We start from the raw sequence: 25,291 nt of genomic DNA on the forward strand, positions 1-25,291 counted from the left end.
GTGATCGATCAATACTATCGCCAGGAACTGGACCTTCTCCGCCGGGTCGCGGCGGACTTCGGACGGGATAACCCCACCCTGGCCGGGCTGCTCCGGGAGGGATCCACGGACCCCGACGTGGAGCGGCTCCTGGAGGGAACCGCCTTCCTGGCCGGCGACATCCGCCGGGATCTCGACGGCCGGTTCCCGGACCTGGTCCAGGAGCTGCTCCAGATTGTCTCGCCGCACTTCCTGCGGCCCATACCGGCCACCACCACCATCGCCTTCCAGCCGGCGGCGGGACTGCGCGAGCCCCTGACGGTGCCCGCCGGCACCCATCTGGATTCCGAGACGAACGGCGCGGGACAGTTCCGGTTCCGGACCTGCTTCGACGTGCGGGTGCAGCCCCTGCAGCTCTCCACCGTGGCGGTGGGGGAGGCCGTCGGAACCCCCGACGGCGGCCGTTCCCTCCCGGTAGCCTTCCGTTTTTCCACCGGCGGCGTGCCCCTTTCGGAGCTGGCCCTGGACCGCATCCGACTGCATTTCGCGGGCGAGTACGCCGAGGCCGCGGACCGCTATTTCTTCCTGCGGCATTACCTCCGAGGGGTCGCCATCGAGGGCGGCGGCAGCCGGCACGACGGAGGGCCGGAAGCCGTCCGCGCGGTGGGCTTCGACGCGGAGGAGGCGCTTCTGCCGCAGCCGGGCAACCTGCTCCCCGCGTTCCGGGTGGCGCACGAGTATTTCCTCTACCCCAGGAAGCACCTCTACCTCGATGTGGACCTGACGGGCTGGATGCCCGAGCCGGGGGCCACCGAGCTGGAAGTGCGGTTCCTGTGCGAGCAGCCCGCCTTTCCGGTGCCGGATCTCCAGCCCGAGCATTTCGCCCTCCACGCCACCCCCGCCGTGAACCTGTTCGAGGCCGAGTCGGATCCGGTCACCGTGGACCACACGGCCACGGAGCTGCCGCTCCGGCCGCGGGAGGCCGACCCCAGGCCTGCGGTCTATTCCGTGGACGGTCTTGAGGGGGTCTCACGGGCGGAGGGGACGCGGCGGCGCTACAAGGCCTTCAGCGCCATGGAAGGGGACGCGGAGAGCCCGACATACCAGGTGCACCTGCGTCCCGAGCCGCGCTCCGGGGAGGCGCGGCCCGCCCTCTCCGTGGCTTATCCGCAAGGCGGACCCACGCCGGGGGACGAGGTGCTGGTGGCGCGGCTCACCTGCACCCAGGGGCAGGGCGCCGAGCGCCTGGCGCCCGGCGAGATCCGTATTCCCACCGGAGAGGTCCCCGAGCTGGTGAGCTTCCGGAATCTGGACAGCCCGCAGCCGGGGACTGCCCTGCACCTGGACGAGGAGCCCCTCTGGCACCTCCTTTCCGACCTCTCCTTCAATTACCTGTCCTTCGCCGACGCCGAGAACCTGCGCACCTTCCTGACCCACAACGTGCGCATGGCCCGCCGTAACGCCGACCAGGAGGGCCTGAACCAGAAGCGGGTGAACGGATTGCAGACGCTGACCGGTCACCGGGAGGAGCGCCTGTTCGGGGGCTACTTCGTGCGCGGCACCGCCCTCCAAGGCGAGGTCCGGCAGGACCATTTCCTGAGCCGCGGCGACCAGTACCTCTTCGGCTGCCTGCTGGATGCCTTCTTCGGCGGGGTGTGTGAGGCCAACTCCTTCGTGGCGCTCAGCTTCCGCGATCCCAATACGGGCGAGCGCACCCATTGGCCGGCCCACCTCGGCACCGAGCCCCTGCTATGATCGCGCAGCTCGAGAATTCCCCCGGCAGCTTCGGCTTCCTCCAGGCCCTGCGGATCCTGCGCCGGGCGCTGCGCCGTGAGGGCCGCGATCCCGAGCAGTGCATCCGCATCCGGCCGGACCTGTCCCAGGCACGTCCCGCCCGTGCGGTGGAAGCGGTGGAGCGCGACGCCGACGGGACCTACTGGGTGACCGTTAACCTGCCCGGACTCTACGGGGCGCGCTCCCCCCTGCCCCGGTTCTATACCGAGGACCTGCTGGCCGCCAACCAGGAGGATCAGCCGGCGCCACGGCTGCTGCTGGACGCGCTGCACGCGCGGCTCTACCACCTCTGGTACCGGGCCCGGCTGCACGGACGGCCGGCGGTTGCCGCGGAGGAAGGGGACCGGCGCTTCAGCGGGCTGGTGGCCGCCCTGGTGGGCTTCGAGGCGGAGGGGGAGCGGTCGGACAGCCTGCCGGCCCGCGAGTCACTGCGCTACGTGAAGCTCCTGGGCCCCCGGCAGCGCTCCGCCCAGGGGCTTGCCGCCCTCCTGCGCGACGCCTTCCCGGGCGTTGAATTCCGCGTCCGCGAGTGCGTGCCGCGCAGGGTTCGGGTGCCCGCCAGCCAGCGCCTCTCCCTGGGTCGGCAGGCGAACCGTCTGGGGCAGACCACCGTGGTGGGCGACGAGATTCGCGAGCGCAAGGGCAAGCTGCAGGTGGAGGTGGGACCGGTGGACGCCGGCACGTTCGCACGGTGGGTGAATGACCGGGTGGAATGGCGGCGTATGGTGCGTCTGGTGCGCGCCTACCTGAAGGCGCCGCTGGAGTGCGAGCTGGTGTTCCGGCTGGCGCCGGGCACCGCCGGCAGCCTGTGCCTGGGCGACCCCGACTGGGCCCGGCTGGGACAGAGCGGCTGGCTTTTCAGCGGCGATGCCCGGGAGGGCGGACGGGCGGTCCTGCCGCTGGTGTGAGCTCCCCTCTCCCTATTCGGCCCGGATCCGGAACTGGTCCACCGAGGCGCGCAGGGAGGCGGCCAGCTCGCCCAGCTGCTGGGCGGCGCTCTCGATCTGGGTGACGCTCCCCGTCACCTGCTCCACGTTGCCGCTGATATGGGTCATGTTCTCCGTGGTCTCGCTCATGGTGGCGGCCAGCTCCTCCGCCGAGGCGGCGATCTGGTTGGCGGTCTCGTCGTTCCGCTGGATATGGCTGAGGACCCGGTTCATCCGCTCCTGGACCTCGCCCATGGCCCGCACCGAGGCCTCGGATTGTCCCTGCAGGTCGGAGATGATCTGGTTCACCTGGTAGGTGGCCTCGGAGGTCTGCTCGGCGAGCTTGCGGACCTCGTCGGCCACCACGGCGAAGCCCTTGCCGTGCTCGCCAGCGTTGGCCGCCTCGATGGCGGCGTTGAGGGCCAGCAGGTCGGTCTTCTTGGCGATGGCCTGGATGGTCTCCATGATCTCCTCCACCCGGTCGCTGGCCTGCTTCAGGCCGTCGATCTTGCCGGAGGCATCCTCCACGGTATTGATGCCCTCCCGCGCGATCCGGGTGGCCTCCGTGGCTGTGGTGGAAACCTCGTTGATGTTGGAGGCCACCTCCTGCACCACATTGTTCACCTCATTCGCCGATCCGCTCACCTCCTCCACGCGCTGGCTCGACGTCCGGGCACTATGGCTGATCTCGTCCGCCGTGGCGGTTAGCTCCTCGCTGGAGGTGGCCACCTGCGCCGCCTGCTCCTGGATGCCGGCGAGCAGGCCGCTCTGGTGGTCCACCATGGTGTTGAAGGAGCGTGCCATGCCGCTGATCTCGTCGTTCCCGTGGACCTCCGCCCGCCGGGTGAAATCGTTATTTGCCTGGATGTGCTGGACCGCAGCGCTCACCGCGCGAATGGGCTTGCGGATGTTGCGCGTGATCAGGAACGCCAGCAGCGAGGTGAGCAGGATGGCCACAAGGTTCACCGACAGGATGCTGCTCTTCAGGGTGTCCCGAACGGCCAGCTGCGCCGTGTGCTCCCGCCTGCCGAGCTCCGCCGCCGTTTTCTCCAGGGATCGTGCGGCCTCGACCATGACCGCGATCTGCGCCTCGCCTTCCCGGCGGGCGGCAGCGTAATCCTTCAGCCGGGCTAGGTAGGCGTCCGCGGCCTCCAGGACCGAATCCATCCGCCAGCGGTCCTTGATCCGGCTAAGCTGCCCCTTGGTCTTCTCGGTGATCTCCTTGACCTCCAGGATGGACTGCCGGGCTGTCTTCAGATTCGCTGGATTGCCCTGGAGCATGTACTCCTTGGCCGCCATGCGGGCCTTGCGCACCAGCGCGATGGTATGCTGTCCGGAGCCCATCTGGTTCATGCGCTTGATCAGGGTTTCCGGCTTCTCGCCGCTCTGCAGCAGCACCTCGAAGCGGCCCTGCTGGGTCTTGTCCAGCGTGGCCGCGCCTTTTTGCATGCCGGTGGCGGCCTTGCCCATGGCACGCGAGGCCTTGGCCAGGGCTCGGCGGCGGGCGACCAGGTTGTCGAAGGCCTCGGTGTAGCGGCGATTGGCCGCCAGGATCTTCCGGGCCTGTTCATGGAGCCTTTGCTCCCCTTCCAGGGCCTGTACCTTCTCGCCGGCCAGGGTCCCGATCCGCCCGGTGGCCTTCTGGAAGGTTTCCAGGGCGGCCTGCCGTTTGTCGGCCTTGCCTGCCTGGTCCCAGCGCACGTAGCTCAGCCCCGCGACGCGGGCCTGCAGGGCCAGGGCTTCCAGGCGGCCCGAGGCCTCGGCCTGGTCGACGCGGTCCTGGTATTCGGCCAGATTCAGGCGGGTGATGGCATAGACGCCGATCAGCGCGATGACGGCGAGAGCGGGAATCAGGGCCAGCTTGGCGCCCAGGCCCAGTCTGGTGAGCATGCGGTAGTCCGGAAGCCGCAGACGGAAACGGAAGCGTGCCATGGAGTCCCCTTCTGTCCAGCCGTCCGCATTGCGCCTTGTGCGGATACGGATTTCTGTCCAAGCGGGAGGCCGAATTGCAGGACAAGTTTTCTGCAATCCTGTCTAGGCAATATGGGTGAGGCAACAACAACGATGGCGTACTGCGAAAGGGGAACGACAGACGTTGTAGACAAAGTCGGACAATGTCTTCCCCGTATAACCGTTGAAGGGTGCCGCCAGTGATTGGACTACTGCAGCGCGTAACGGCGGCGGAGGTGGTCATCGACGGCGGAGTAGCGGGGGCCGTCGGGCCCGGCCTCGCGGTGCTCGTGGGGGTGGAGAAGGGTGACGGCTCGGCCCAGGCCGATCGCCTGCTTGAACGCCTGCTGGGCTACCGGGTCTTTCCCGACGAGGAGGGCCGCATGAATCGCTCGCTGCGCCACACTGGCGGCGGCCTGCTGTTGGTTCCGCAGTTCACGTTGGCCGCGGACACCGGGAAGGGCACCCGGCCCAGTTTCGGCACCGCAGCGCCGCCGGAGGAGGGCGAGCGGCTGTTCGGCTACTTCCTCGAGCAAGCGCGGGCGGCGCATCCCGAGGTTGCGGCCGGGCGCTTCGGGGCGGACATGCAGGTGCGCCTCACCAACGACGGGCCGGTCACCTTCTGGCTCCGGGTGCCGCCGGAGCGGGAGGGCTAGCCCCTTGCGCCGATCCAGGCGGGAATTCCTCCGGCTGCTGGCCGCCGGGCCTCCGCTCCTGCTGGCCGGCGGAGGACGGGCGGCGGAGCGGAGCTACGCGCGGGTCACGCCCGAACGGCCGGTGAACCTGCCCGCCGACCATGCCGCCCATCCGGACTACGCCATCGAGTGGTGGTACTTCACAGGGTTCCTGGACCTGGCGGGGGGCGGACGGCGCACCTTCGAGGTGACCTTTTTCCGCAACCGCCCCGAGCCCGGGCGCTGGCTGGAGAATCCCTCGGCCTTCACGCCGCGCCAGGTGATGAGCGCGCATGCGGCGCTTGGCGACCCGACCACGGAGTCCTTCCGGCACTGGCGGCGCCTGGCCCGGGTCGGCCTGGACGGCGGCCGGGCGGACCCGGACCGGCTGCGTGTCGGTATCCGGGACTGGGCCCTGGAGGCCGAGACGGGTGGGTCCTGGCGGTTGCGCCTGAATGGCGAGCCCGGTGCCTGGGACCTGGCGCTTTCGCCCACCGGAAAGGCCGTCCTCCAGGGTCGGGACGGCATAAGCGCCAAGAACGCCAGCGGCTCCGTGGCGAGCTACTATTATTCCTATCCCGCCCTGGCGGTGCGAGGCACGCTACCGGTGGACGGGCGGCCCCGGGAGGTGACGGGCACCGCCTGGTTCGACCACGAATGGACCTCCACCTTCCTGCCCGAGGGTACGGCCGGCTGGGACTGGGTGGGTCTGCGGTTCGCAGGGGGCGGCGGGCTCATGGCCTACCGCTTCCGCGATCCGAAGGGGCGCACGACCTACGCCGCCGGCACCTGGATCCGGCCGGACCGCACCACCGAGCATCTCGGCCCGGACCGGGTCCGGTGGCGGCCCCTGCGTGAATGGACCTCCCCGGAGACGGGCAGCACCTACCCGGTGGCCTGGGAGATCCGGGCGGGGGGGCGGACCCTGCGGGTCACGCCGCTGTTCGACAGCCAGGAGATGCGCGGCACGGGCCCCTTCAATCCCACCTACTGGGAAGGGGCCATGCGGGTCGGCGGCGACCGCGTCGGGGAGGGCTTCCTGGAGATGACCCGGTTCTAGGAAGGCTCCCCCGGGCAGGGCTCCAAGCGCGCCTTGCCCGGCTACCCGGTGTCTGAGAACATTCCATTCCATGACCCGGTTACTCAGCGGACTCCTCATGCTCGCCGTGCTCTTCGCCCAGTCGGCCTGGGCGTGGGAGGGCAGTGCCGGCGGCTTCGAGGGCGGTGGCCACGTCCACGCCGACGGTCCGCACACCGGGCAGCAGGTCCCCGACGAGGCCGATAGTGGGCAGGGCCACCATTGTATGCACTCCCCGGTGCATTTCGTGGCCATTCCGGTGGACAGCTTCCTGCCCGGCCCGGCCGCCGGCGCCGCCCGGATCCTTCCGGCTCCCCCGGGCCACTCCCGCTTCTCGCCCGCACCTCCCGAGCAGCCACCCACAGCCTGAGTCCTCGACCCTCCGTCCGCCCGGTCTCGTGCCGTGGCGGGATCGGCCAATGTGATTCCGAGGACTCCCGATCATGCCGCGATTCCGCATCGTAGCAGCGGGCGCCCTGGCCATCGCGGCCGGAGCGGCCCCGCGGGCTATGGCAGCGCCCGACGACGGCCTGCCCGCGCCCCTGCGTATGGAACAGGCCCTCCAACGGGCCCTGGACCGCAATCTCACCATTCGCCAGGCCCGTCAGCAGGTGGGCATTCTGCGCGGCCGCCGCGAGCATGCGGCGCGCATCGTACCCACCAACCCCGAGCTAGCGCTCTCCGCCGGCCGGCGCTCGCGTGGTAGCGAGGCCACGACCGACATCGGTGTACGGATCTCCCAGACCCTGTTCACCGGCGGCAAGCGTGGCCTGCATATAGCGGTAGCCGAGGCCCGCACCGGCAGCGCCCGGGCCCGGCTGGAATACCTGCAGACCGCCACCGTCGCCCGCACCCGGCGGGCCTTTCTCGACCTTCTGGTCGCCAAGGAGGCGGTTACCACAGCCGAGGAGGTGCTGGAAAGCGCCCGGGCCTTTCACGAATACGCCCGCCAGCGCCTTGAGGCCGGCGAGGCCACCCGGCTGGCAGTGAACACCGCCCGCATCGGTTCGGGCCGGGCCCGGGCCGCGCTGGCCGCCGCCCGTACCGAGGTGTCCCGCACCCGGGTGCGGCTGCTCCAGCTCCTGGCCGCGGACCCGGCCCGAGAGCTCCGCGTGGCGGGTAACCTGACCACGCGGCCGCTCGATCTGCCCGACCGGGAAAAGCTGCTTCGCCGGGCCCTGGAGCGCCGCTCCGATCTGGCCGCGGCGGGGCGGCAGGTGGCCGCCGCGCGCAAGGCGCTCAAGCTCTCCGAGCGCCAGCTCATCCCCAACCTCACCGTGTACGGCTTCTACAAGCGCGAGGAGGGCGCCGACGTCGCCGGCGGCGGCCTGTCCGCCCCCATCCCGGTGCTGCACCGCTACGGCGGCGAGCAGCGCGCGGCGCGCGCCCGCCTGCAGCAGGCCCGGCTGGAGGAGGACACCCTGCGCCTTACCGTGCGCCGCGAGGTGACCCGCGCCCTGGCCGCCTACGAGGGGGCCCGGCAGCGGGTGAAGGCCCTCAAGGGCACTGTGCTGGAGAGCGCCGCCGAGAACCTGGAGCTGGTCCAGCGCGCGCTAAAGGCCGGCAACGTGGGGGCGCCCGCGGTGACCACCGCCCGTGACAATCTCTTGAACGTGCGCCGCGATTACCTGGACGCGCTACGCAGCCTCGTGGAGGCGGGGACTACCCTGGAGCGGGCCACCGGTGGGCTGATCGCCCTCGGTCCCAGGCCCGGGACCACGGCTGCCACCGAACAGGAGACCGAATCCCATGCGCGTTAATTCGAAGATGCTTGCGGCCCTGGCTCTGCTGAGCGGGCTTATCGCTGTTCCCGCTCCGGCCGTAGCGGAAGATGGCAGCCATAACGAAGGCAAGGCGGGTGCCCCCCAAGGAAACGAGGAAGGCGCCTCCCGCCGGGTGCATTTGAATGAGAAGCAGCGGGATCGGCTGGATCTGAAGATCGCCCCGGCCGAGCTTGGCAGTGCCGAGGGAGCCCTAGTGCTGCCCGCCACCGTGCATTTCGACCAGGATCGGGTGGCCCAGGTGGGCCCGCGCCTGCGGGCCAAGGTGGTCCGCGTCACCAAGGACCTCGGCGAGCGGGTGAAGGCCGGCGAGACCGTGGTCGTCATGGACAGCGTGGCCCTCGGCAAGGCCAAGGCCCGCTACCTTACCGCCCAGGCCGCCTATGAGACGGCCGAGGCGGACTACGAGCGCCAGCAGAAGCTGCAGGAGGAGCAGATCGCCTCCGAGGCGGAGCTGCTGGACGCCCGGGCCCGTTTCCAGGAGGCACGGGCGCGGCGCAACGCCGCCATGGAGGAGCTGCGCCTGTACGGCCTGGCCCGCGCGCGGATCCGCGACATCGAGGCGGGCGGCGACCAGCCGCTGTCCCGCTACCAGCTTGCCAGCCCCCTGGCCGGGGTGGTCCAGAGGCGCGACCTGACCCCGGGACAGACGGTCTCCCCCGAGGAGACGCCCATCCACGTGGTGGATACCGGTCAGGTGTGGGTCATGATCGAGGCCTACGAGCGGCACTTGCCGCTGTTGAAACCGGGCCAGCAGGTTGCCTTCCGCGTCCGGGCCCTGCCGGACCACACCTTCAGCGGCCGGACCGATTGGACCTCCCGGCAACTGGATAAGCAGACCCGGACAGTGCGGGTCCGAGCGATGGTGGATAACGCCGGAGGGCTGTTGCGCGCCGGCATGTTCGGCAAGGCCACCCTGCGCACCTCGCTGAATGGCAAGGCCGCCATGATCCCCGTGGACGCGGTCCAGACCATTCACGGCAAGCCCATGGTCTTCCTCCCGGGGCAAAGAAAGGGCCACTTCCGGGCCGTCCCCGTGGCTCTGGGTGAGGAGGCCGACGGTCGCGTGGAGGTGCTGAAGGGGCTCAAGCCCGGGGACCGGTTCGTGGCCCGCGGTGCCTTCGACCTGAAGTCGGCGCTGACGGCCAGCGGCCGCAGCACCTCGCACAGCCACTAGGGGGCGGGCACCATGATCGAGCGTTTGATCAATCTGGCCCTGCGCAACCGGCTCATGGTGCTGGTGCTGGTGGCGGGGCTGGCGGTGGCGGGCTACATGTCCTTCAACCGCGTGCCCATCGACTCCTTCCCCGACGTCACCCCGCCCATGGTGCAGATCTACACCGCCAGCCCCGGGCTGTCGCCGGTGGACGTGGAGACGCTGATCAGCTATCCGGTCGAGATCTCCATGTACGGCCTGCCCGGACTAAAGCGGGTACAGTCCACCTCCATCTTCGGCCTGTCGCGGGTGAACGTGTACTTCGAGGAAGGCACGGACATCTACTTCGCCCGCCGGCTGGTGATGGAGCGCCTGGCCAAGGCCAAGGAGAACATCCCGCCGGGCATGGGCGAGCCCCGGCTCGGCCCCATCACCACCGGGCTGGGCCGGGTGATGCTCTACACCATCCGGAGCCAGGACGGTTATGACCACACCTTGATGGAGAAGCGGACGGCCCAGGACTGGATCGCCAAGCCCATGCTGCGGACGATCCCCGGGGTAACCGGCGTGCTTTCCCTGGGCGGCGAGCGCAAGCAGTACCAGGTCAAGCTCGACCGGCAGGGCCTGCAGGCCCATGACCTGACCATCGGGGACGTCCGCAATGCCATCGCCAGCAATAACCGCAACGTGGGCGGCTCCTTCATCAACCGGGGCGGTGAGGAGCACATCGTTCGGGGCTATGGTTGGATCGATTCCGGGAAGGCAGGTCTGGACGACCTGCGCAGCATCGTCGTCCACGAGCACGGCGGAACGCCGGTAACCATAGGCGACATCGCCACCGTCGAGCTCGGCGCGGCCATCCGCCGCGGCGCCCAGGTGGCCAACGGCGAGGAGTCGGTGGGCGGCACCGTCCTCAAGCTGATCCATGCCAACACCCAGGAGCTGCTGGAGGGCGTCGAGGACAAGCTGGCGGCCGTGAACAAGGCCCTGCCGGAGGGCATGGAGGCGGTGCCGTTCTACTCCCAGGCCGACCTCATCGCCAAGGCCGTGGGCACGGTGGAGGATGCCCTGCTGGAGGGGGCGGTGCTGGTGCTGATCTTCCTCTACCTGTTCCTGGGCAATGTGCGCTCCACCCTGATCGTTATCGCCAGCCTGCCGCTGGCCACCCTGATCGCCTTCATCGCCATGGACTACGTGGGGATGACCGCCAACCTCATGAGCCTCGGGGGGCTGGCCATCGGCATCGGCATGATGGTGGACGGCTCGGTGGTGATGATGGAGAACATCTTCCGTCATCTGGAGCAGCGCAAGGGGGAGGAAGTCCCCATGCTGCGCCTGGCGGGTGAGGCGGCCCGCGAGGTGGGCCGGCCCATCGCCTTCGGCATCAGCATTATCATCATCGTGTTCCTGCCGCTGTTCACCCTCCAGGGGGTGGAGGGCAAGATGTTCTCCCCTATGGCCTACACCATCGCCTTCGCCCTGGTGGGCGCCCTGTTCCTGGCGCTGACCATGGTTCCGGTGCTGGCCGGCTACGCCTTCCGACGCGGTGAGGCCCCGGGCGAGCCGCGCCTGGTGGGCTGGATCAAGGCCGCCTATCGGCCCATTCTCAATAGCGTCTATCGCCATCCGGCGTGGGTAATCGGTGCCGCCGGCGTGGCCTTCGCCGCCAGCCTGGCGCTGTTCCCCTTCCTCGGCACAACCTTCGTGCCCACCCTGCGCGAGGGCACCTACATGGTGCGCACCACCCTGCCGCCGGGGGCCAACCTGCCCACCACCAAGGCTTACGCCAAGCGCATCCAGGAGGTCATGCAGACCTTCCCGGAGGTGACCGGGACCTACTCGCGGGTGGGACGGCCCGAGGTGGGCGGCGAGCCCACCCCGGTCAACGGGATCCACACCGTGGTCACCCTCAAGCCTCTGAGTGCGTGGACCAGCGGCCGCGACTACGAGGAGCTCCAGAACGCCATGTCGGCCCGGGTCAAGGAGCAGGTGCCGGGGGTGGCCAACAACTTCAACCAGCCCATCCAGATGCGCACCGACGAGCTGATCTCCGGCCTCAAGGCGCAGGTGGCGGTGTCGGTGTTCGGCGAGGACCTGGACGAGCTCGCCGGGCTCGGCCGGGAGGTGGCCGCCGTCGCCAGGGGCGTTGAGGGCGCGGTAGACGTGCGCATGCAGCAGCAATCCGGCAAGCCGCAGATCGTCATCCGGCCCGACCGCGACGCCCTGGCCCGCTATGGCATCCCGGTGGACAAGGTCCTGGAGACCATCGAGACCGGGATCGGGGGCGCCTCCGTGGGCCAGGTGTTCGAGGAGATCCGGCGCTTCGACATTTTCCTGCGGCTTGAGGAAGCAGCGGACGAAGACCTGCAGCTGGCCGAGATCCGCGACCTGCCGCTCCGAACCGTCGAGGGCGGTCTGATCCCGGTGTCGCGGGTGGCCGACATCGAGACCTATGTGGGGCCGAAGAAGATCTCCCGCTCCCAGGCGAGCCGCCGGGTTTTCGTGCAGTTCAATGTGCGCGGCCGGGACATGGGCGGTGTGGTGCGCGAAGTGCAGCGCAAGGTGGATGAGCAGGTGGATTTGCCGGCCGGCTACTTCACCGAGTACGGCGGCCAGTTCGAGAACCAGCAGCGGGCCATGCAGCGTCTCTATCTGGTGGTGCCCCTCACCCTGGGGCTGATCTTCCTCATGCTGTTCTCGGCCTTCGGCAGCCTGCGCTACGCCACCCTGATCTTTTTGAATGTCCCCATCGCCGTCACCGGCGGCATCTTCGCCCTGTGGGTCTCCGGCATGTACCTGTCCGTGGCCGGGGCGGTGGGCTTCATCGCCGTATTCGGCGTGGCGGTGCTGAACGGCGTGGTGCTGGTGTCCTACATCAACCAGCTGCGCGAGCGCGGTCTGGAAACGGAAGAGGCGGTGAAGACTGGTGCCGAGCACCGGATGCGGCCGGTGCTGATGACCGCCACCGTGGCCATCCTCGGGCTGCTTCCCCTGCTTCTGGCCGACGGCATAGGCGCCAACGTCCAGCGGCCCCTGGCGGCGGTGGTGATCGGTGGTCTTGTGACTTCCACCATCCTTACCCTGCTGGTGCTGCCGGCGGTCTACCGCTGGTTCACGGAGCCGGGCGAGGAGGTGGCGGTGTAGCCCCGTTGGCGGGCATCCGGAAGGCGAATGGGCCCAAAGACAGCATGGACATTCGGAGGAGATTTGCGGACACTGACTCCTGCGGAGGACAGGACCTCAGCTACTGTCCGGTCCCGGCGCCGCCGCGCCGGGAAGCCAAATTTCTTCATCCGTGGAGAGGACCGCACCCTTGGTCCAGGATTCCCGAAGCCCGGCGTGGCGCATATTTGCCATGGTTGCCGGGGGCTATCTGCTGTTCGGCCTGCTCTGGATCCTGCTCTCGGACTGGGCTGTACAGATGCTCGCCCCCGACCGGGCGGCCCTCGCCCAGCTGCAATCCTACAAGGGCATGGCCTATGTGGTCCTGAGTACGGGGCTGATCCTGGGGCTCCTCGCCCGGGAGGTCCGGCATCGGGAAGCCAAGGACCGCTACTGGCAGGACATTATCGACCTGGCCCAGGAGGGCTTCTGGCTTATCGATGCCGGCGGCCGGACCCGCGCTGTGAACCAATCCATGGCCGCCCTCCTGGGCTACCGAGCCGAGGAAATGCACGGCCGGACCCCCTTCGAGTTCGCAACGCCCCAGGGGCGGGAGGTCTTCGCGGAGCAGCTCGGGCAGGGGCGTGATCAGGGCCTACGCCATACGCGGGCGGAGCCCCGCCAGTACGAGGTCACCCTCCAGACCCGGGCCGGCGAGCCGGTTCCCGTGCTCGTCCACGCCACCGCCCTCCGCGATGACGCCGGCCGGGTCACGGGCTCCTTCGCCTTCATGACTGACTTGTCGGATATCCGGGCCCGTCAGCGCGAGCTGGACCTCAGCCGCCACGCGGTGGAGAACAGCTTCGACGAGATCTATCGCATCAGTCCCGACGGCCGGCTCCTCGACGCCAACCATACCGCCTGCGAAAACCTGGGCTACAGCCTCCGGGAGCTAATGGGCCTCACCGTCGCCGATGTGGACCCCAACTTCTCGGCAGCGGACTGGCGGGCCCACTGGAGCTCGCTCAAGGCCCGGGGCCACCTCGCCCTGGAGACCACCCACCGCACCCGGGAGGGCATCGACTACCCCGTGGAAGTGGGCGTGATCTACCTGGCCTACGAGGAAGAGGAGTTCGCCTACGCCATCGCCCGAGACATCAGCGAGCGCAAGGCCGCCGAGGAATCCAGCCGGCGCGCCGACTATGCCCTGCGGGCCCTGTCCCGGGCCAATGCGGCCCTGATCCATGCCACCGACGAGGCGGTCCTGTTTCAGGAGGTCTGCCAGGCTCTGACCAACGGCAAGGGGTATCCGCTCGCCTGGGTGGGCCTGGCGGAGGGCGACCCGCAGCGAACGGTCCGGGTCGCCGGAGCGGCTGGAAGGGAGCAGGCCTATCTAAAGGAGATCACCGTCGGCTGGGGGGATGATGCGGCCGGTCAGGGTCCCACCGGCAACGCCATCCGCACCGGCGAGCGCCAGGTGCTGCGGAATCTGGAGGGGAGCCCGGACTACGACCGGTGGCGGGAGGCCGCCCATCGGCACCGCTTCCAGGCTTCCGCTGCCCTGCCCATCTTCCGGGAGGATCGGCCCATCGGCGCCCTCAACGTCTATTCCACCGATGCCACCGCCTTCGATGCGCGGGAGATCGCGCTGCTGGAAGAGCTGGCGGCCGATCTGGGGTTCGGCGTCCAGACCCTGCAAGTCCGGGCCGAGCGGGACCGGCAGATGGGGGAGCTGCGGCTTGCCGGGGCGGTTTTCGACAGCAGCGCCGAGGGCATCCTCGTTACCGACCTCGAGCTTCGCATCGAGAAGGTCAATCGCGCCTTCACCCGCATCACCGGCTACGAAGCGGACGAGGTCCTGGGCCACACCCCCGACCTGCTGCGCTCGGGCCTGCATGACGAGGCATTCTACGAAGCCCTCTGGGCCGATATCGAAAACCAGGGCCACTGGCAGGGCGAGATCTGGGGCCGGCGCAAGAACGGCGAGCTGTACCCGAAATGGCTGACGCTCAGCGAGGTCCGGGACGAATCCGGTACCCTGACCAACTACGTGGCCGTCTTCGCGGACATCACGCAGGCCCACCAGACCCAGGAAGAGCTCACCTTCCGGACCTACCACGATCCCCTTACCGGGCTGCCCAACCGTGCCCTGTTTCGCGAACGCCTGGAGCATGCCCTGGAGTCGGGCCAGCGGCGCATGGCCCTGGTGCTGATCGATCTCCAGGGCTTCCGGGCGCTCAACGACAGCTTCGGCGCCGAAGGAGGCGACGAGGTGCTGCGCCGGACCGCCGAGCGTCTGCAGGCGGTCCTGCGCCATCAGGATACCGTGGCCCGGCCCGGGGCGGACGAATTCTGGGTCCTGCTGGAGGATCTTCCCCGGCACCATGCGCTGGAGCGCTGGCTGACCACCCTCATGGAGGCCCTCTCCATGCCGCTGTCCATCGGCGAGCAGACGGTTCGGCTGGAGGCCAACATGGGGGTGGCCCTGGCTCCCGAGGACGGCACGGATCTGGATCCCCTGCTTACCAATGCCGCCACCGCGCTTCATCGCGCCCAAAGGGAGGGCCACGGCCAGATCCATTACTTCCAGCCCGAGATGCACCAGACGGTGCAGCGCCGGGTGCGCCTCGAGGAGGCCCTCAAGGTCGCCATCGACCAGGAGGAGCTGCGTGTTTGCTACCAGCCCCAGGTGGACCTGGAAAGCGGGGCGATCGACGGCCTGGAGGCCCTGGTCCGTTGGCACCACCCGGAATGGGGGCTGGTCTCCCCCGGTGAATTCATTCCCATCGCCGAGGAGACCGGGCTGGTGGTGCAGATCGGCGATTGGGTACTGGAGCAGGCTCTGGCCCAGCTCGCCTGCTGGCGGAGCAAGGGCTACCCCCTCCGACGGGTATCCGTGAATGTGGCCGCCGCCCAGCTCCAGCGGGAGGATTGGCCCCGTTACGTGGCGGCCGTTCTGGGGCGAACCGGGGTCCCTGCCCAATGCCTGGAGCTGGAGATCACCGAGGAGGGGGTGCTGGCCAGCCTGGAGGAGACGGCGGAGACCATGACCCGCCTCAAGGGGCTGGATATTCGACTGGCCATCGATGACTTCGGCACCGGCTACAGCTCCCTGGCCTACCTCAAGCAGCTCCCCGTGGATACCCTCAAGGTCGATAAGGCGTTCATCGACGGTCTCCCCGGCGTGGAGCACGACCGCTCCATCACCGAGGCCATTCTGGCCGTGGCCGGAACCCTGGGGCTGGACGTGGTGCCGGAAGGGGTGGAGGAGGAGGCCCAGGCCCGGTGGCTCCGGGAGAAAGGGGTCCGCCTGGCCCAGGGCTTCCTTTTCCACCGGCCCCAGGATCCGGAGCAGCTAGCGCCCCATCTGAACGGGGTCCACCCGGACGGGTAATGCCCTCCCGCTGGTGGGACCAGTGTCCCGTCGCAGAAATCCTCTCTCTAATCCTTGGGCCGGACCTGGGATGCGGGGCAAGCCCTCCGGGCTCCAAGGGGCCCTCCCCAACCGTCGGTGCTTGCAAAACGGGAGCAGGCCATAGATCGCCTTTCGGGCTTACCCCGCATCCCGAGGAGCCCATTTTGGTTACGAATTTCTGCGCCGGGCCACTAGCGGTTTAGTCCTTTTGGTCCCTCCAGGCCGCGACCCCGCCCCGCAGGATCCGGACGTCCATGCCCATCTCCGCCAGGGTGGAGCGGCCCCGCCCGTCGCAGCAGCCCACCACCGGCGGTTCAGGGCGCGCCAGATGGTCCGCGATCCGGGCCTCCAGCGTATCCCGGGGCAGGTTGACTGCCCCCGGGAGGTGGTCCTCGGCGTATTCCGCCAGGGTACGGACGTCCACGACCAGGGACCCTTCCACCTCCAGTCCGGGCATCTCCCCGGGCGCCAGGTGGGGGACGCGGGCCTCAGTCCCGTCCAGCAGCGCCTCATGGCTTCGGGCCATGCTCATTTCTCCATGCCGGGCTGCAATTGAGGAGCCGGGTTCAAGCGCGGGTGGGTCTCGTCGGCGGCGAGCAGTACCCACAGCCCGGAGAGGCCCATGGCACCGGCGGTGAGCCAGAAGCCGGTATCCAGGGCGCCGGTGGCGTCGGCGGCGAGGCCGATGGCGAGCGCGCCGAAGCCGTAGCCGGAGTCCCGCCAGAAGCGGTAGACCCCCAGGGAGGAGCCCCGCCAGTTGGGATGGGAGATGTCGCTCACCGCGGCGATGAGGGTGGGGTAGAGCAGGGCCATGCCCACCCCGGCCACAGCCGCGGTGGCGCACCAGGCCCAGAAGCCCTCCACGAGCAGGGTGGCCGCCACCCCGGCGCCGCAGATCCACATGCCGGCCACGATAGGGAGCTTGCGGCCGATGCGGTCCGACAGCGGTCCGGTCCACAGCTGGCTGGCGCCCCACACCACGCCGAACACGCCCACCACCCAGCCGATGGCCACCACCGTTAGCCCCTGGGCATGCAGCCAGGCGGGGAAGAAAGCCCACACCAGGGCATCCACGAACTTCTCCACGCAGCCGGCCTGGGACAGGGCGCTGAAGGTGCGGTGGCGGAAGGACACGAGGCCGAAGATCTCCCGGGCCCCCGGGTGGTCGGAGACGTTGTCCGGGAAGCGCGGCCGGGGCCCCTTGTGGGCGCCGCTGGCATGGGCGTGGGCCTCGGCGCGGGCCCAGTGCAGGGTCTCGGCGGCGAACAGCCAGGCGGTGGCCAGGGCCACCAGGGCCACGGTAAGGCCGAACAGGAACAGCGCCCAGCGCGGGTCCATGTCGGCGGCCAGGTAGCCGGTGACTACGCTGGCGATGGCCACCCCGGTGTAGCCGGCGAACTCGTTGAAGCCGGTGGCCAGGCCGCGCTGCTCGGCGCGGGTTATGTCCGCTTTGGAGGTGACGGTCATGGACCAGGCAAAGCCCTGGTTCACCCCCAGCAGGACGTTGGCGGCGACGATCCAGCCCCAGGAGGGCGCGTAGAGGATCATGAATGGGATAGGCAGCGCCGCCAGCCAGCCCCACAGCAGCACCCGGCGCCGGCCCACCCGCTCCGAGAGGCGCCCGGCGACGAAGTTCAGCGCTCCCTTCACGAAGCCGAAGCTGATGATGAAGGCCATGAACAGGAGATAGGAGCCCGGTGCGAGACCGAACTCCTCCTCGGCCAGGGCGGGCACCACGTTGCGCTGCAGGCCGATGGTCAGGCCGACGAAGAGGACCTGCAGCATCTGGAAGCCGAACTGGCCGAGGTTGGCGCGGATGCCGTGGGTGTAGGCGGCGTGGTCCTTGCCTTCCGGAAGCTCAGCCATCGCCGTCCTCGCCGGTGCGGCTGCCGTCCAGGGTGGCCAGGAAGGGCCGCACCGCCTCGAAGGATTCCACCTGCTCCAGCACCAGCTGGCGCACGCCCTCGCATACGGAGAAAACCGCCGGCGAGGCCACCCGGTAGTAGCAGAACGAGCCCCGCTTGTCGCACAGCACCAGGGCCTGGGCCTTGAGCACGGACAGGTGCTGGCTGACGGCGGTCTTGGACAGGCCGGTGGCTTCGGCGAGCTGGGTGGCGGTGCGCTCCCCTTCGCGCAAGGCGTGAATGATCTCCAGGCGCTTGGGGTGACCGAGGGCCTTGAAGACCTCCGAGAACAGGGCGAAGCGGGCGGGCTGTTGGCTCATGGGTTTCAAAATCCAAGAGTTGCGGAATTTAGAAACTCTTTTGCCCTCGGCGCTCCATCCTGTCAACCGCGCCGGAGGAAAGCCATGCCGTTTCGCCCGCCGCGGGACTCTGCGACGGGACACGGACGGCCTCCACGCGAAAACAGCCACGGGCAGCACCCTTCTGCCCCGGTTTCTATCCCCGGGCATAGTGGGTGGGAGGGTGCCGGGCCGAGGCGGTATCATGTACCGCCTTTTACTTCCCGAGGAATCCAATGAGCCTGGCAACCATCGCCTCCACTTTCGCCGTGCTCTTCGTCGCCGAGCTGGGCGACAAGACCCAGCTGGTGGCCATGAGCCTCGCCCACCGCCACCGCGCCGCCCCGGTTCTGGCTGGGATCCTCACCGCCTTCCTGGTGCTGAACGTGCTGGCCGTGGCGGTGGGGGCGGTACTGTTCGAGCTAGTGCCCAAGCAGTGGATCCTGCTGGCGGCGGGCCTGCTTTTCCTGGCCTTCGGCTACCGCATCTGGCGCGAGGGTGAGGAGGACGAGGAGATGGAGGATGTGGCCGCCAGGGGGGGCTGGCGGGTGGCGCTGGGCAGCTTCGCCCTGATCTTCGTCGCCGAGCTAGGCGACAAGACCCAGCTCGCCCTGGTGGCCCTCGCCGCCAGCACCGGGGAGACCCTGGCGGTGCTCATCGGTGGAACCCTGGCCCTGTGGCTGGTGTCCCTGCTCGGCGTGGCGGTGGGCGCGACCCTGCTGCGCCGCATCCCGGCCGTCTGGGTGCACCGGGTGGCGGCGGTGCTGTTCTTCGCCTTCGGCGCCTGGGCGCTGTTCCGGGCGGCCACGGGGTAGACAAACCCCGGGCCGGACTGACCATCCCTTCTCTATCGGAGGGCCCAAGCCATGAGCGAGCATCCCGTAAGGTCGTCCACCATTACTTGCCCGGAATGTGGGCACCAGGAGACGGAAACCATGCCGCTGGAGGCCTGCCAGTGGTTCTACGAATGCCCGGGATGCGGGGCCTTGCTTCGGCCCAGGCCGGGGGACTGCTGCGTGTTCTGCTCATTCGGCACCGTCCCTTGCCCGCCCGTCCAACAGCAAGGGGGCCCCTGTTGCTAGGCTGGTGACCTTTCCCTTTGGCGCGCCTCGAGAATACAAATCTGGCAGGGAAGGAAGCAGTTATGAGCGGATGCTGCGGCGGCGATTCTTGCGCCCCCAACGCCACCAATCATCGACAATCCCGTACCTTGAAGGCGGTGCTGGGCATCAACACCGCCATGTTCGGCGTGGAGCTCACGGCCGGGCTGCTGATCGGCTCGGTGGCCCTGCTGGCGGACTCCCTGGATATGCTGGGCGACGCCCTTACCTACGGTGTGAGCCTGGCGGTGGTTGGCGCGAGTACGAAGAAGCGGGCTGGGGCGGCCCTGTTCAAGGGCCTCATCATGCTGGTCTTCGGCCTGTTCGTGCTGGGCCAGACTGCCTACCGGGCCTTTCTGCCGGAGCTGCCTGCCGCCCTGCCCATGGGGGCGGTGGCTGCCCTGGCTTTGGTCGCCAACGTGGTCTGCTTCGCGCTGCTGTGGCACCATCGCGGCGAGGACATCAACATGCGATCGGTGTGGCTGTGCTCGCGCAATGACCTGATCGCCAATACCGGGGTGATCCTGGCCGCCGGCGCGGTGGCGATTACCGCCACACCATGGCCGGACCTGGCCATGGGCCTGGTGATCGCCGCCGTATTCCTGCATTCCGCCTGGGAAGTGCTGGTTGATTCCTGGAGGCAATGGCGGACGGTCCCCGCGGGTGACGGCGGAGGCGCCACGGGGTAATCGCGGAGGAGTTGCGCCCGCGGCGTGGGTTGGGGTAAAAAACCGATCATGGATCGGTTTTTGGGGCGGGAGGACGTTCGGTTATGACGAATCTGCGGTTGGGCGAGCTGGAGGTGGCGGTACTGGAGGATCTGTGGGCCCGCGGGGCGGATCATGCCAAGGCGGTCCATGGGCGCCTCGGCGGGCAGCGCGGCATCTCCCTCAATACCATTCAGTCCACCCTGGAGCGCCTGTACCGCAAGGACCTCCTGCACCGGAGCAAGGAGGGCCACGCCTATATCTACCGCCCAGCCCTGGAGCGCGAAGAGCTGCTGGCGCGCCTGATTGAGGGGGCCACTGCGCCGGTGGCCGGCGAGGAGGGAGCCGATACCCTGCTTACCGCCTTCGTGGATTTCGCCGCCGAAAAGGATGAGGCGGCCCTTGACCGCCTGGAGGCGCTGATTGCCCGGAAGCGGGCGCAGGGCGCCAAGGACCCAGACGGATCATGACCTCCCTGATCCTGATCCTGGTGGTCCTGGGCCTGACGGCGGCAGGGGCTGCCGCAGCCTTGAGCCAGCTTGTCCGGCCCAAAGTCATGGGCCTGTTGCAGCGAATGCCCGTGGAGCAACAGGCCAATTTGCTGCTGGTCTGGGCGCTCTTCCCCTTGCTGGCCGGCCTCATGGCGGTGGCCGTGGTGGTGGCCCCTTCCGTCTCGGCCGCGCTGGGCCTGACGGCCGATCACTGCTTGCTGCACGGCACCCACCACAGCCACCTCTGCCTACTGCATCCCGGCACTACGCCTGAGATCCCCGGGGCGGGCGCCCTGCTGGGCCTGATGGCTGCCGGGCTGGTCCTAAGCGGGGCGTACAAGGTACGCGTGCTGGAACGGGCCAATCGACCGTGGCGAACGCTCCGAAGAATGGCCCGCCAAGCGCCCCGGGGGCCGACCCGGATCCTGGAGACCGCCCAGCCCGTGGCGGCCACGGTGGGCCTGCTGCGGCCCCAGGTGCTGTTCTCCCGCGGCCTTCTGGACCTCCTTTCCCCACAGCAGGACCGGGCGGTACGGGCCCACGAGGCTGCCCATCGGCGCCGGCGGGACCCTCTGCGGCTGGCCTTGGCGCGGCTGGGCACGACCCTGCACCTCCCGGATACAGGCCGGGCCTTGTATCGGGAGCTCGGGCTAACCGTGGAACGCGCCGCGGACGAGGCGGCCGCGCGAATCGTGGGCGACCGGGTCACGGTGGCCGAGGCGCTGCTGGCCGTGGCCCGTATGCGTCCCGTTCCCGCCCCGGGCCCCGGGTTCACGGGGAATCCCCTGGAGGTCCGAGTGCAGGCGCTTCTGGAGGACGCTCCCGCCAGTCGCCGGCCCTGGCGGGGGACAGGTTCCACTCTGGTGGGCTTTGCCCTGGCCCTGCTCGCCTTCTCCCCCCAGCTCCACCACGGGCTGGAAACCCTCCTGGGCCACCTCTAAAGGAACACCCATGGGTGCACCTCGAATTCCCCTTGCCATGGCAAAAAAACCGATCGCCGGTCGGTTTTCTTTCCTGGGGCTGCTTCTGCTCACCGGGCTGACCCCGGGCTCGGCCGTGGCTAGCTCCCCCCTCACCATCGAACGGGCCCTGCGAATGGCCGGGGAATACGCCCCCTTGCAGCGGGAGCTCCGGGCGGAGGTGGACTTGGCGGAGAGCCGGGCCCTGGGGGCCTCGCTGTGGCCCAATCCGCGGATGGACCTCTCCCAGGAGCGCTTCTCGGTGGACGGCAGCGACACCACCCAGCGTTTCTACAGCCTGTCCCAGGAATTCGATCTCTCCGGCCAGCGCGCCCTGCGGATCCGGGCAGCGCGAATCCGGACCGAGGGCGTGCGCCGAGGCAACGAATGGACGCGCCTGGAGCGCCGTGCCCGGGTCCGCGAGCGCTTCTACGCGGTGCTGGTCCAGCAGCGGCGGGTGGCAGCCCTTCGGGAGAGCCTCGACCGCCTAGACCGGGTGGCCGGCATTGTCGCCGAACGCCGCCGGGCGGGGGCGGCCTCCGGGTATGACCAGCGCCGACTGGAGCGCGAGCGGGCGGCCCTAAAGGCCCGGCTGCGTCAGGCCCGGGCCGAGCGGGAGCGCGCCTGGTCCGCCCTGCGCGCCCTGATGCCCGAGTCCGCCGCCTTGCCGGAGCAGGTGGCGGGGAACCTGCGTCCCGGGGAGGTGGCCTCACTGGCCCGCTACCGGGAGGCGCTGAACCGGCGGGCCGATCTGCGGCGCCTGCAGGTCGAGGCGCGCGCCGCCGGGCTCAGCCGGCAGGCGGCGAATCGGGCCTGGATCCCCGATCCCACCGTTGGTCTGGGCTACACCACGGTGGACCAGCCCGGGGGGGAGGGGGGCGGTCCACTAGTGGAGCTGGCCTTCCCCCTGCCCGTCTTTGACCGGGGTCAGGCCCAAGCGGCCGCCGCCACCGCCCGCCAGACCCGCGCCGAGGCCCGCTACCGGCGGCTGCTGGACCGGGCCCGGGCCCGGGTAAGCGGCCTGTGGCGGCAGACCAGGGAGCTGGACGCCGCTACCACCGAGTTTCGGCAGCAGGCCCTGGCCAAGTCCCGGGAGGTGACGAAGATCGCGGAATCCGCCTACCGGGCCGGGGAGCTGGGCATCCTGGAGCTGCTGGACGCCTACCGTGGTCAGCTTGACGCCCGTTTGCGTGCCTTGGAAATGGCGAGCTCCGCTCGGGCGAGCTGGATCGACCTGGCGCGCACCGCCGGCGGTGCGCGCCCGTAATCCCGGCCCAGCCGGAATCCGAGGACAGGTCCTATGGGCTATTACCTGACCAAGACGGTGATCACGGCGATCCTGGTGGTCGCCATCTCCGAGGTGGCCAAGCGCAGCTCCCTGATCGGGGGGATCCTGGCCTCGGTGCCGCTTACATCCGTGCTGGCCATGGTCTGGCTATACGTGGATACCGGCGACGTGGCCAGGGTCAGCGCCCTGGCAAGCAGCATCGTCTGGCTGGTGCTGCCCTCCCTGGTGCTGTTCGTGGTGCTCCCTTGGTTGCTTCACCGGGGCGTGTCCTTTCCCCTGGCCCTGACCGTGGCGATTGGGGCCACGGCGCTCGCCTACTGGGCGTTGGTCCTGGTGCTGGCCCGATTCGGCATCCGGCTCTGAGTGGGGCTGGTGCGCCGGCGCGGGAATTCTTTTCAAAACCTTTCGGAGGGGCCCGGGAGGCGGGGCAAAACCTCCGGGCTCCAAGGGGCCCTGCCCTGCGGGCATCCCTTCAGTCGCCCTACGACCTTGCCCCGCCTCCCGGGCGTTTGCATTTGCGGCGAATTCCCGCGCCGGCGCACCGGTCCCCTTTTTCCGAAGGGTTGCCCGTGACCAATAGCAAAGACCTCAACAAGAGGGCCCACCGGATCGCCGTGCGGCCTCTTCCATCTCTACCCCAAACGGGAGAAAACAATGAAGCACAACCTCTTGATCAGCCTCCTCACCATCGCCCTGAGCACCGGTACCGCCCTCGCCGGGGAAGGCCACGACCATTCTGGCGGTCATGGCCATGAATCCGGTGCAAGTGACGAGCCCAAAACCGAAGCCTTCTATCCGGGTGAAGACCAGGGTGAGGGGGAGACCGGAGAGGACCACGGCGACCACGAGCATGAAGCCCACGAAGAAGGCCACAGCGGTCATGGCGAGGGCGAAGAGCGCCACGACAAGCAAGCCCATCAGGATAGCCACGGGCATGGCCATGACCACTGAGCATTTCTTCCGCCGCCCCGCGGTCCTGCTGCCCGGTCTGCTGGCAGTGCTGCTTGCCGCCTGCGACGGCGGCGCGGGGCATTCCCATGGCGAGGAAGGGCGTGGTCACGACCACGTCGCCGAGCCCGGGAGCTCGGCAGCCTCCGAGCGGCCGAGCCGGGTGGTGACCCGATTCAATGACGCCACCGAGCTGTTCGTGGAGTACCCGGTGCTGGTGGCCGGGGAGGCCTCTCGCTTCGCCGCCCACCTCACCTGGCTGGACGGCTACCAGCCGGTGGACTCGGGGCGGCTCACCGTAACCCTGAACCGCGACGGCAAGGTGGTGGCCGGCTTCCGGGTTGGGCGGCCCACGCGGGGCGGGCTGTACACCCCGGAGGTCACGCCCCGCGAGGCGGGCACCTTCACCATGGTGCTGACCTGGGAGGAAGGCGACCGCCGCACCGTGCACCGCCTGGAGGGCGTCCGGGTCTACGCCAGCCGGGCGGAGGCGCCCAAGCAGCTGGCCGCAGGGGGGGAGGGGGACATTACCTTCCTCAAGGAGCAGCAGTGGCGGCTGCCTTTCGGCACGGCGGTGGCCACCGAGCGGCGTCTGCGTGCCACGGTGCCGGCCACCGGCACCCTGCAGGCGGCCCCGGCCGGCGATCGCCGGGTCACCGCCCCGGTCCCCGGACGGCTGCAGGCCCCGGAGGGGGGCTTCCCCGAGGCCGGCCAGCAGGTGGCCAGCGGGGAGGTGCTGGCCCGCATCGTGCCCCGCCTGGGCACGGGCACTGACCTGGCCACCCTGCGCCTGGCGGTGACCGAGGCCGAGTCCGAGTACCGCATGGCCCGGCGCGAGCGGCGGCGTCTGGAGGGGCTGCTGGCCAAGGATGCGGTGCCCGAGCGCCGGGTGGCCGAGGCCCGCTCCCGGGCACGGGTGGCCCAGGCCCGGCTGGAGGCGGCCCGCCAGCGCCTCGCCGCCTACCAGGCGGAAAAGGGGAAGGGCGACGGGCCCGCCGGGGTACCGGTGCTCGCCGGGGCCGAGGGCCGGGTCGCCGAGCTGCGCGCCACGCCGGGCACCCAGGTGCGGGAGGGGGACGCCCTGATGCGAGTGGTGAACCGGCGCCGGCTGTGGCTGGTGGCCCGGGTCCCCGAGGCGGAGGCGAGCCGGCTGAAGCGGCCCACCGGCGCCTGGGTCACGCCCACCGGACACGACCGCGCCCTCAAGGTGGACACCGCCGCGGGCGCCCACCTGCTGTCCGCCGGTCAGACGGTGGACCCCGAGACCCGCACGGTACCGGTGACCTTCGCCCTGGCCAATCCGGGCGACCTGCGCGCTGGCACCAGCGCGGCGGTGCGGGTCTGGACCGGCAAGGGCGCCAAGTCCCTGGCCGTGCCGACGGCGGCGGTGCAGAAGGAGGCCGGGGAGGCGGTGGTCTACGTCCAGACCAGCGGCGAGGCCTTCGCCCGTCGCCCGGTAACCCTGGGCACCCAGGAGGGCGGGTACGTGGCGGTCACCAGCGGCCTGGAGCCCGGCGAGCGGGTGGTGACCCAGGGCAGCTACCTGGTCCGCCTGGCCGCCAGCGGCGATACCGGGGCCGGACACGGCCACGCGCATTAGCTCTAGCCGGCTATTTCGCGCATCGGGACGCCCCCGGTAGAGAAGGTGTAGGAGCGGTCTCCAGGCCGCGACCCGCTGGCACTGACTAATTAGGCCGCGGG

22 protein-coding genes are annotated in these 25,291 nt (G+C 69.6%); 18 read left to right on the forward strand and 4 right to left on the reverse strand.

Annotated features, from left to right (window positions below; all coding sequences use genetic code 11):
- Both tssF and tssG read left to right on the forward strand, forming a co-directional pair.
- Positions 1–1,734 (forward strand): type VI secretion system baseplate subunit TssF, encoded by a 1,734-nt coding sequence (gene tssF / locus ACERLL_RS05435; RefSeq protein ID WP_373655050.1) that lies wholly within the window; start codon positions 1–3, stop codon positions 1,732–1,734.
- Entirely contained in the window at positions 1,731–2,681 is a 951-nt protein-coding gene (gene tssG, locus ACERLL_RS05440) for a type VI secretion system baseplate subunit TssG (RefSeq protein WP_373655051.1), read from the forward strand. The genes tssF and tssG overlap by 4 nt, the downstream gene beginning before the upstream one ends.
- A 12-nt stretch (positions 2,682–2,693) precedes the next feature.
- On the opposite strand, the gene ACERLL_RS05445 is transcribed toward tssG, so the two are convergent.
- Positions 2,694–4,631, reverse strand: a complete 1,938-nt coding sequence (locus tag ACERLL_RS05445) for a methyl-accepting chemotaxis protein (protein WP_373655052.1) — start codon at positions 4,629–4,631, stop codon at positions 2,694–2,696.
- A gap of 218 nt (positions 4,632–4,849) precedes the next feature.
- Between ACERLL_RS05445 and dtd the strand changes: the two genes are divergently transcribed.
- The 7 genes from dtd (at position 4,850) to ACERLL_RS05480 (ending at position 15,834) form a co-directional block, all read left to right on the forward strand.
- The gene (dtd, locus tag ACERLL_RS05450) at positions 4,850–5,305 is read left to right on the forward strand and encodes a D-aminoacyl-tRNA deacylase (protein WP_373655053.1); all 456 of its coding nucleotides are present in this window, start codon (positions 4,850–4,852) and stop codon (positions 5,303–5,305) included.
- 4 nt (positions 5,306–5,309) lie between these two features.
- Entirely contained in the window at positions 5,310–6,383 is a 1,074-nt protein-coding gene (locus ACERLL_RS05455) for a lipocalin-like domain-containing protein (RefSeq protein WP_373655054.1), read from the forward strand.
- 70 nt (positions 6,384–6,453) lie between these two features.
- Positions 6,454–6,771 (forward strand): hypothetical protein, encoded by a 318-nt coding sequence (locus ACERLL_RS05460; protein ID WP_373655055.1) that lies wholly within the window; start codon positions 6,454–6,456, stop codon positions 6,769–6,771.
- Positions 6,772–6,844: 73 nt separating this feature from the next.
- A complete protein-coding gene (locus ACERLL_RS05465; RefSeq protein WP_373655056.1) occupies positions 6,845–8,161 on the forward strand; it encodes a TolC family protein in 1,317 nt (438 codons plus the stop codon).
- On the forward strand, positions 8,151–9,359 hold the full coding sequence (locus tag ACERLL_RS05470; protein WP_373655057.1) for an efflux RND transporter periplasmic adaptor subunit: 1,209 nt from the start codon (positions 8,151–8,153) through the stop codon (positions 9,357–9,359). The genes ACERLL_RS05465 and ACERLL_RS05470 overlap by 11 nt, the downstream gene beginning before the upstream one ends.
- Positions 9,360–9,371: 12 nt before the next feature.
- Positions 9,372–12,482, forward strand: a complete 3,111-nt coding sequence (locus tag ACERLL_RS05475) for an efflux RND transporter permease subunit (RefSeq protein ID WP_373655058.1) — start codon at positions 9,372–9,374, stop codon at positions 12,480–12,482.
- 169 nt (positions 12,483–12,651) lie between these two features.
- Complete coding sequence (locus ACERLL_RS05480) at positions 12,652–15,834, forward strand: sensor domain-containing protein (RefSeq protein WP_373655059.1); 3,183 nt, start codon at positions 12,652–12,654, stop codon at positions 15,832–15,834.
- A gap of 220 nt (positions 15,835–16,054) precedes the next feature.
- On the opposite strand, the gene ACERLL_RS05485 is transcribed toward ACERLL_RS05480, so the two are convergent.
- Genes ACERLL_RS05485 through ACERLL_RS05495 form a run of 3 tightly spaced genes read right to left on the reverse strand, consistent with a single transcriptional unit; the run spans position 16,055 to position 18,079 of the window.
- On the reverse strand, positions 16,055–16,381 hold the full coding sequence (locus tag ACERLL_RS05485; RefSeq protein ID WP_373655060.1) for a rhodanese-like domain-containing protein: 327 nt from the start codon (positions 16,379–16,381) through the stop codon (positions 16,055–16,057).
- 2 nt (positions 16,382–16,383) lie between these two features.
- Positions 16,384–17,721, reverse strand: coding sequence for an MFS transporter (locus tag ACERLL_RS05490; protein ID WP_373655061.1), 1,338 nt, complete (start codon positions 17,719–17,721; stop codon positions 16,384–16,386).
- Complete coding sequence (locus ACERLL_RS05495) at positions 17,714–18,079, reverse strand: ArsR/SmtB family transcription factor (protein WP_373655062.1); 366 nt, start codon at positions 18,077–18,079, stop codon at positions 17,714–17,716. The genes ACERLL_RS05490 and ACERLL_RS05495 overlap by 8 nt, the downstream gene beginning before the upstream one ends.
- A gap of 254 nt (positions 18,080–18,333) precedes the next feature.
- On the opposite strand from ACERLL_RS05495, the gene ACERLL_RS05500 reads away from it, so the two are divergent.
- From ACERLL_RS05500 to ACERLL_RS05540, 9 genes are all read left to right on the forward strand, one after another.
- Positions 18,334–18,912, forward strand: a complete 579-nt coding sequence (locus ACERLL_RS05500; RefSeq protein WP_373655063.1) for a TMEM165/GDT1 family protein — start codon at positions 18,334–18,336, stop codon at positions 18,910–18,912.
- A gap of 51 nt (positions 18,913–18,963) precedes the next feature.
- Positions 18,964–19,179, forward strand: coding sequence for a GDCCVxC domain-containing (seleno)protein (locus tag ACERLL_RS05505; protein WP_373655064.1), 216 nt, complete (start codon positions 18,964–18,966; stop codon positions 19,177–19,179).
- Between the two features lie 62 nt (positions 19,180–19,241).
- A complete protein-coding gene (locus ACERLL_RS05510; protein ID WP_373655065.1) occupies positions 19,242–19,886 on the forward strand; it encodes a cation efflux transmembrane domain-containing protein in 645 nt (214 codons plus the stop codon).
- A gap of 83 nt (positions 19,887–19,969) precedes the next feature.
- A complete protein-coding gene (locus ACERLL_RS05515) occupies positions 19,970–20,374 on the forward strand; it encodes a BlaI/MecI/CopY family transcriptional regulator (protein WP_373655066.1) in 405 nt (134 codons plus the stop codon).
- Entirely contained in the window at positions 20,371–21,336 is a 966-nt protein-coding gene (locus ACERLL_RS05520; RefSeq protein WP_373655067.1) for a M56 family metallopeptidase, read from the forward strand. The genes ACERLL_RS05515 and ACERLL_RS05520 overlap by 4 nt, the downstream gene beginning before the upstream one ends.
- 10 nt (positions 21,337–21,346) lie before the next feature.
- Positions 21,347–22,621, forward strand: a complete 1,275-nt coding sequence (locus tag ACERLL_RS05525; protein WP_373655068.1) for a TolC family protein — start codon at positions 21,347–21,349, stop codon at positions 22,619–22,621.
- A 33-nt stretch (positions 22,622–22,654) separates the two neighbouring features.
- Entirely contained in the window at positions 22,655–23,005 is a 351-nt protein-coding gene (locus ACERLL_RS05530) for a DUF3147 family protein (RefSeq protein WP_373655069.1), read from the forward strand.
- Between the two features lie 291 nt (positions 23,006–23,296).
- Entirely contained in the window at positions 23,297–23,593 is a 297-nt protein-coding gene (locus ACERLL_RS05535) for a hypothetical protein (RefSeq protein WP_373655070.1), read from the forward strand.
- Positions 23,577–25,190: an efflux RND transporter periplasmic adaptor subunit gene (locus tag ACERLL_RS05540; protein ID WP_373655071.1), complete on the forward strand. Its 1,614-nt coding sequence runs from the start codon at positions 23,577–23,579 to the stop codon at positions 25,188–25,190. The genes ACERLL_RS05535 and ACERLL_RS05540 overlap by 17 nt, the downstream gene beginning before the upstream one ends.
- Positions 25,191–25,291: the final 101 nt, after the last annotated feature.

The sequence above is a fragment of the Thiohalorhabdus sp. Cl-TMA genome, assembly GCF_041821045.1.
In the GTDB taxonomy this organism is placed as follows: Bacteria; Pseudomonadota; Gammaproteobacteria; order Thiohalorhabdales; family Thiohalorhabdaceae; genus Thiohalorhabdus; species Thiohalorhabdus methylotropha.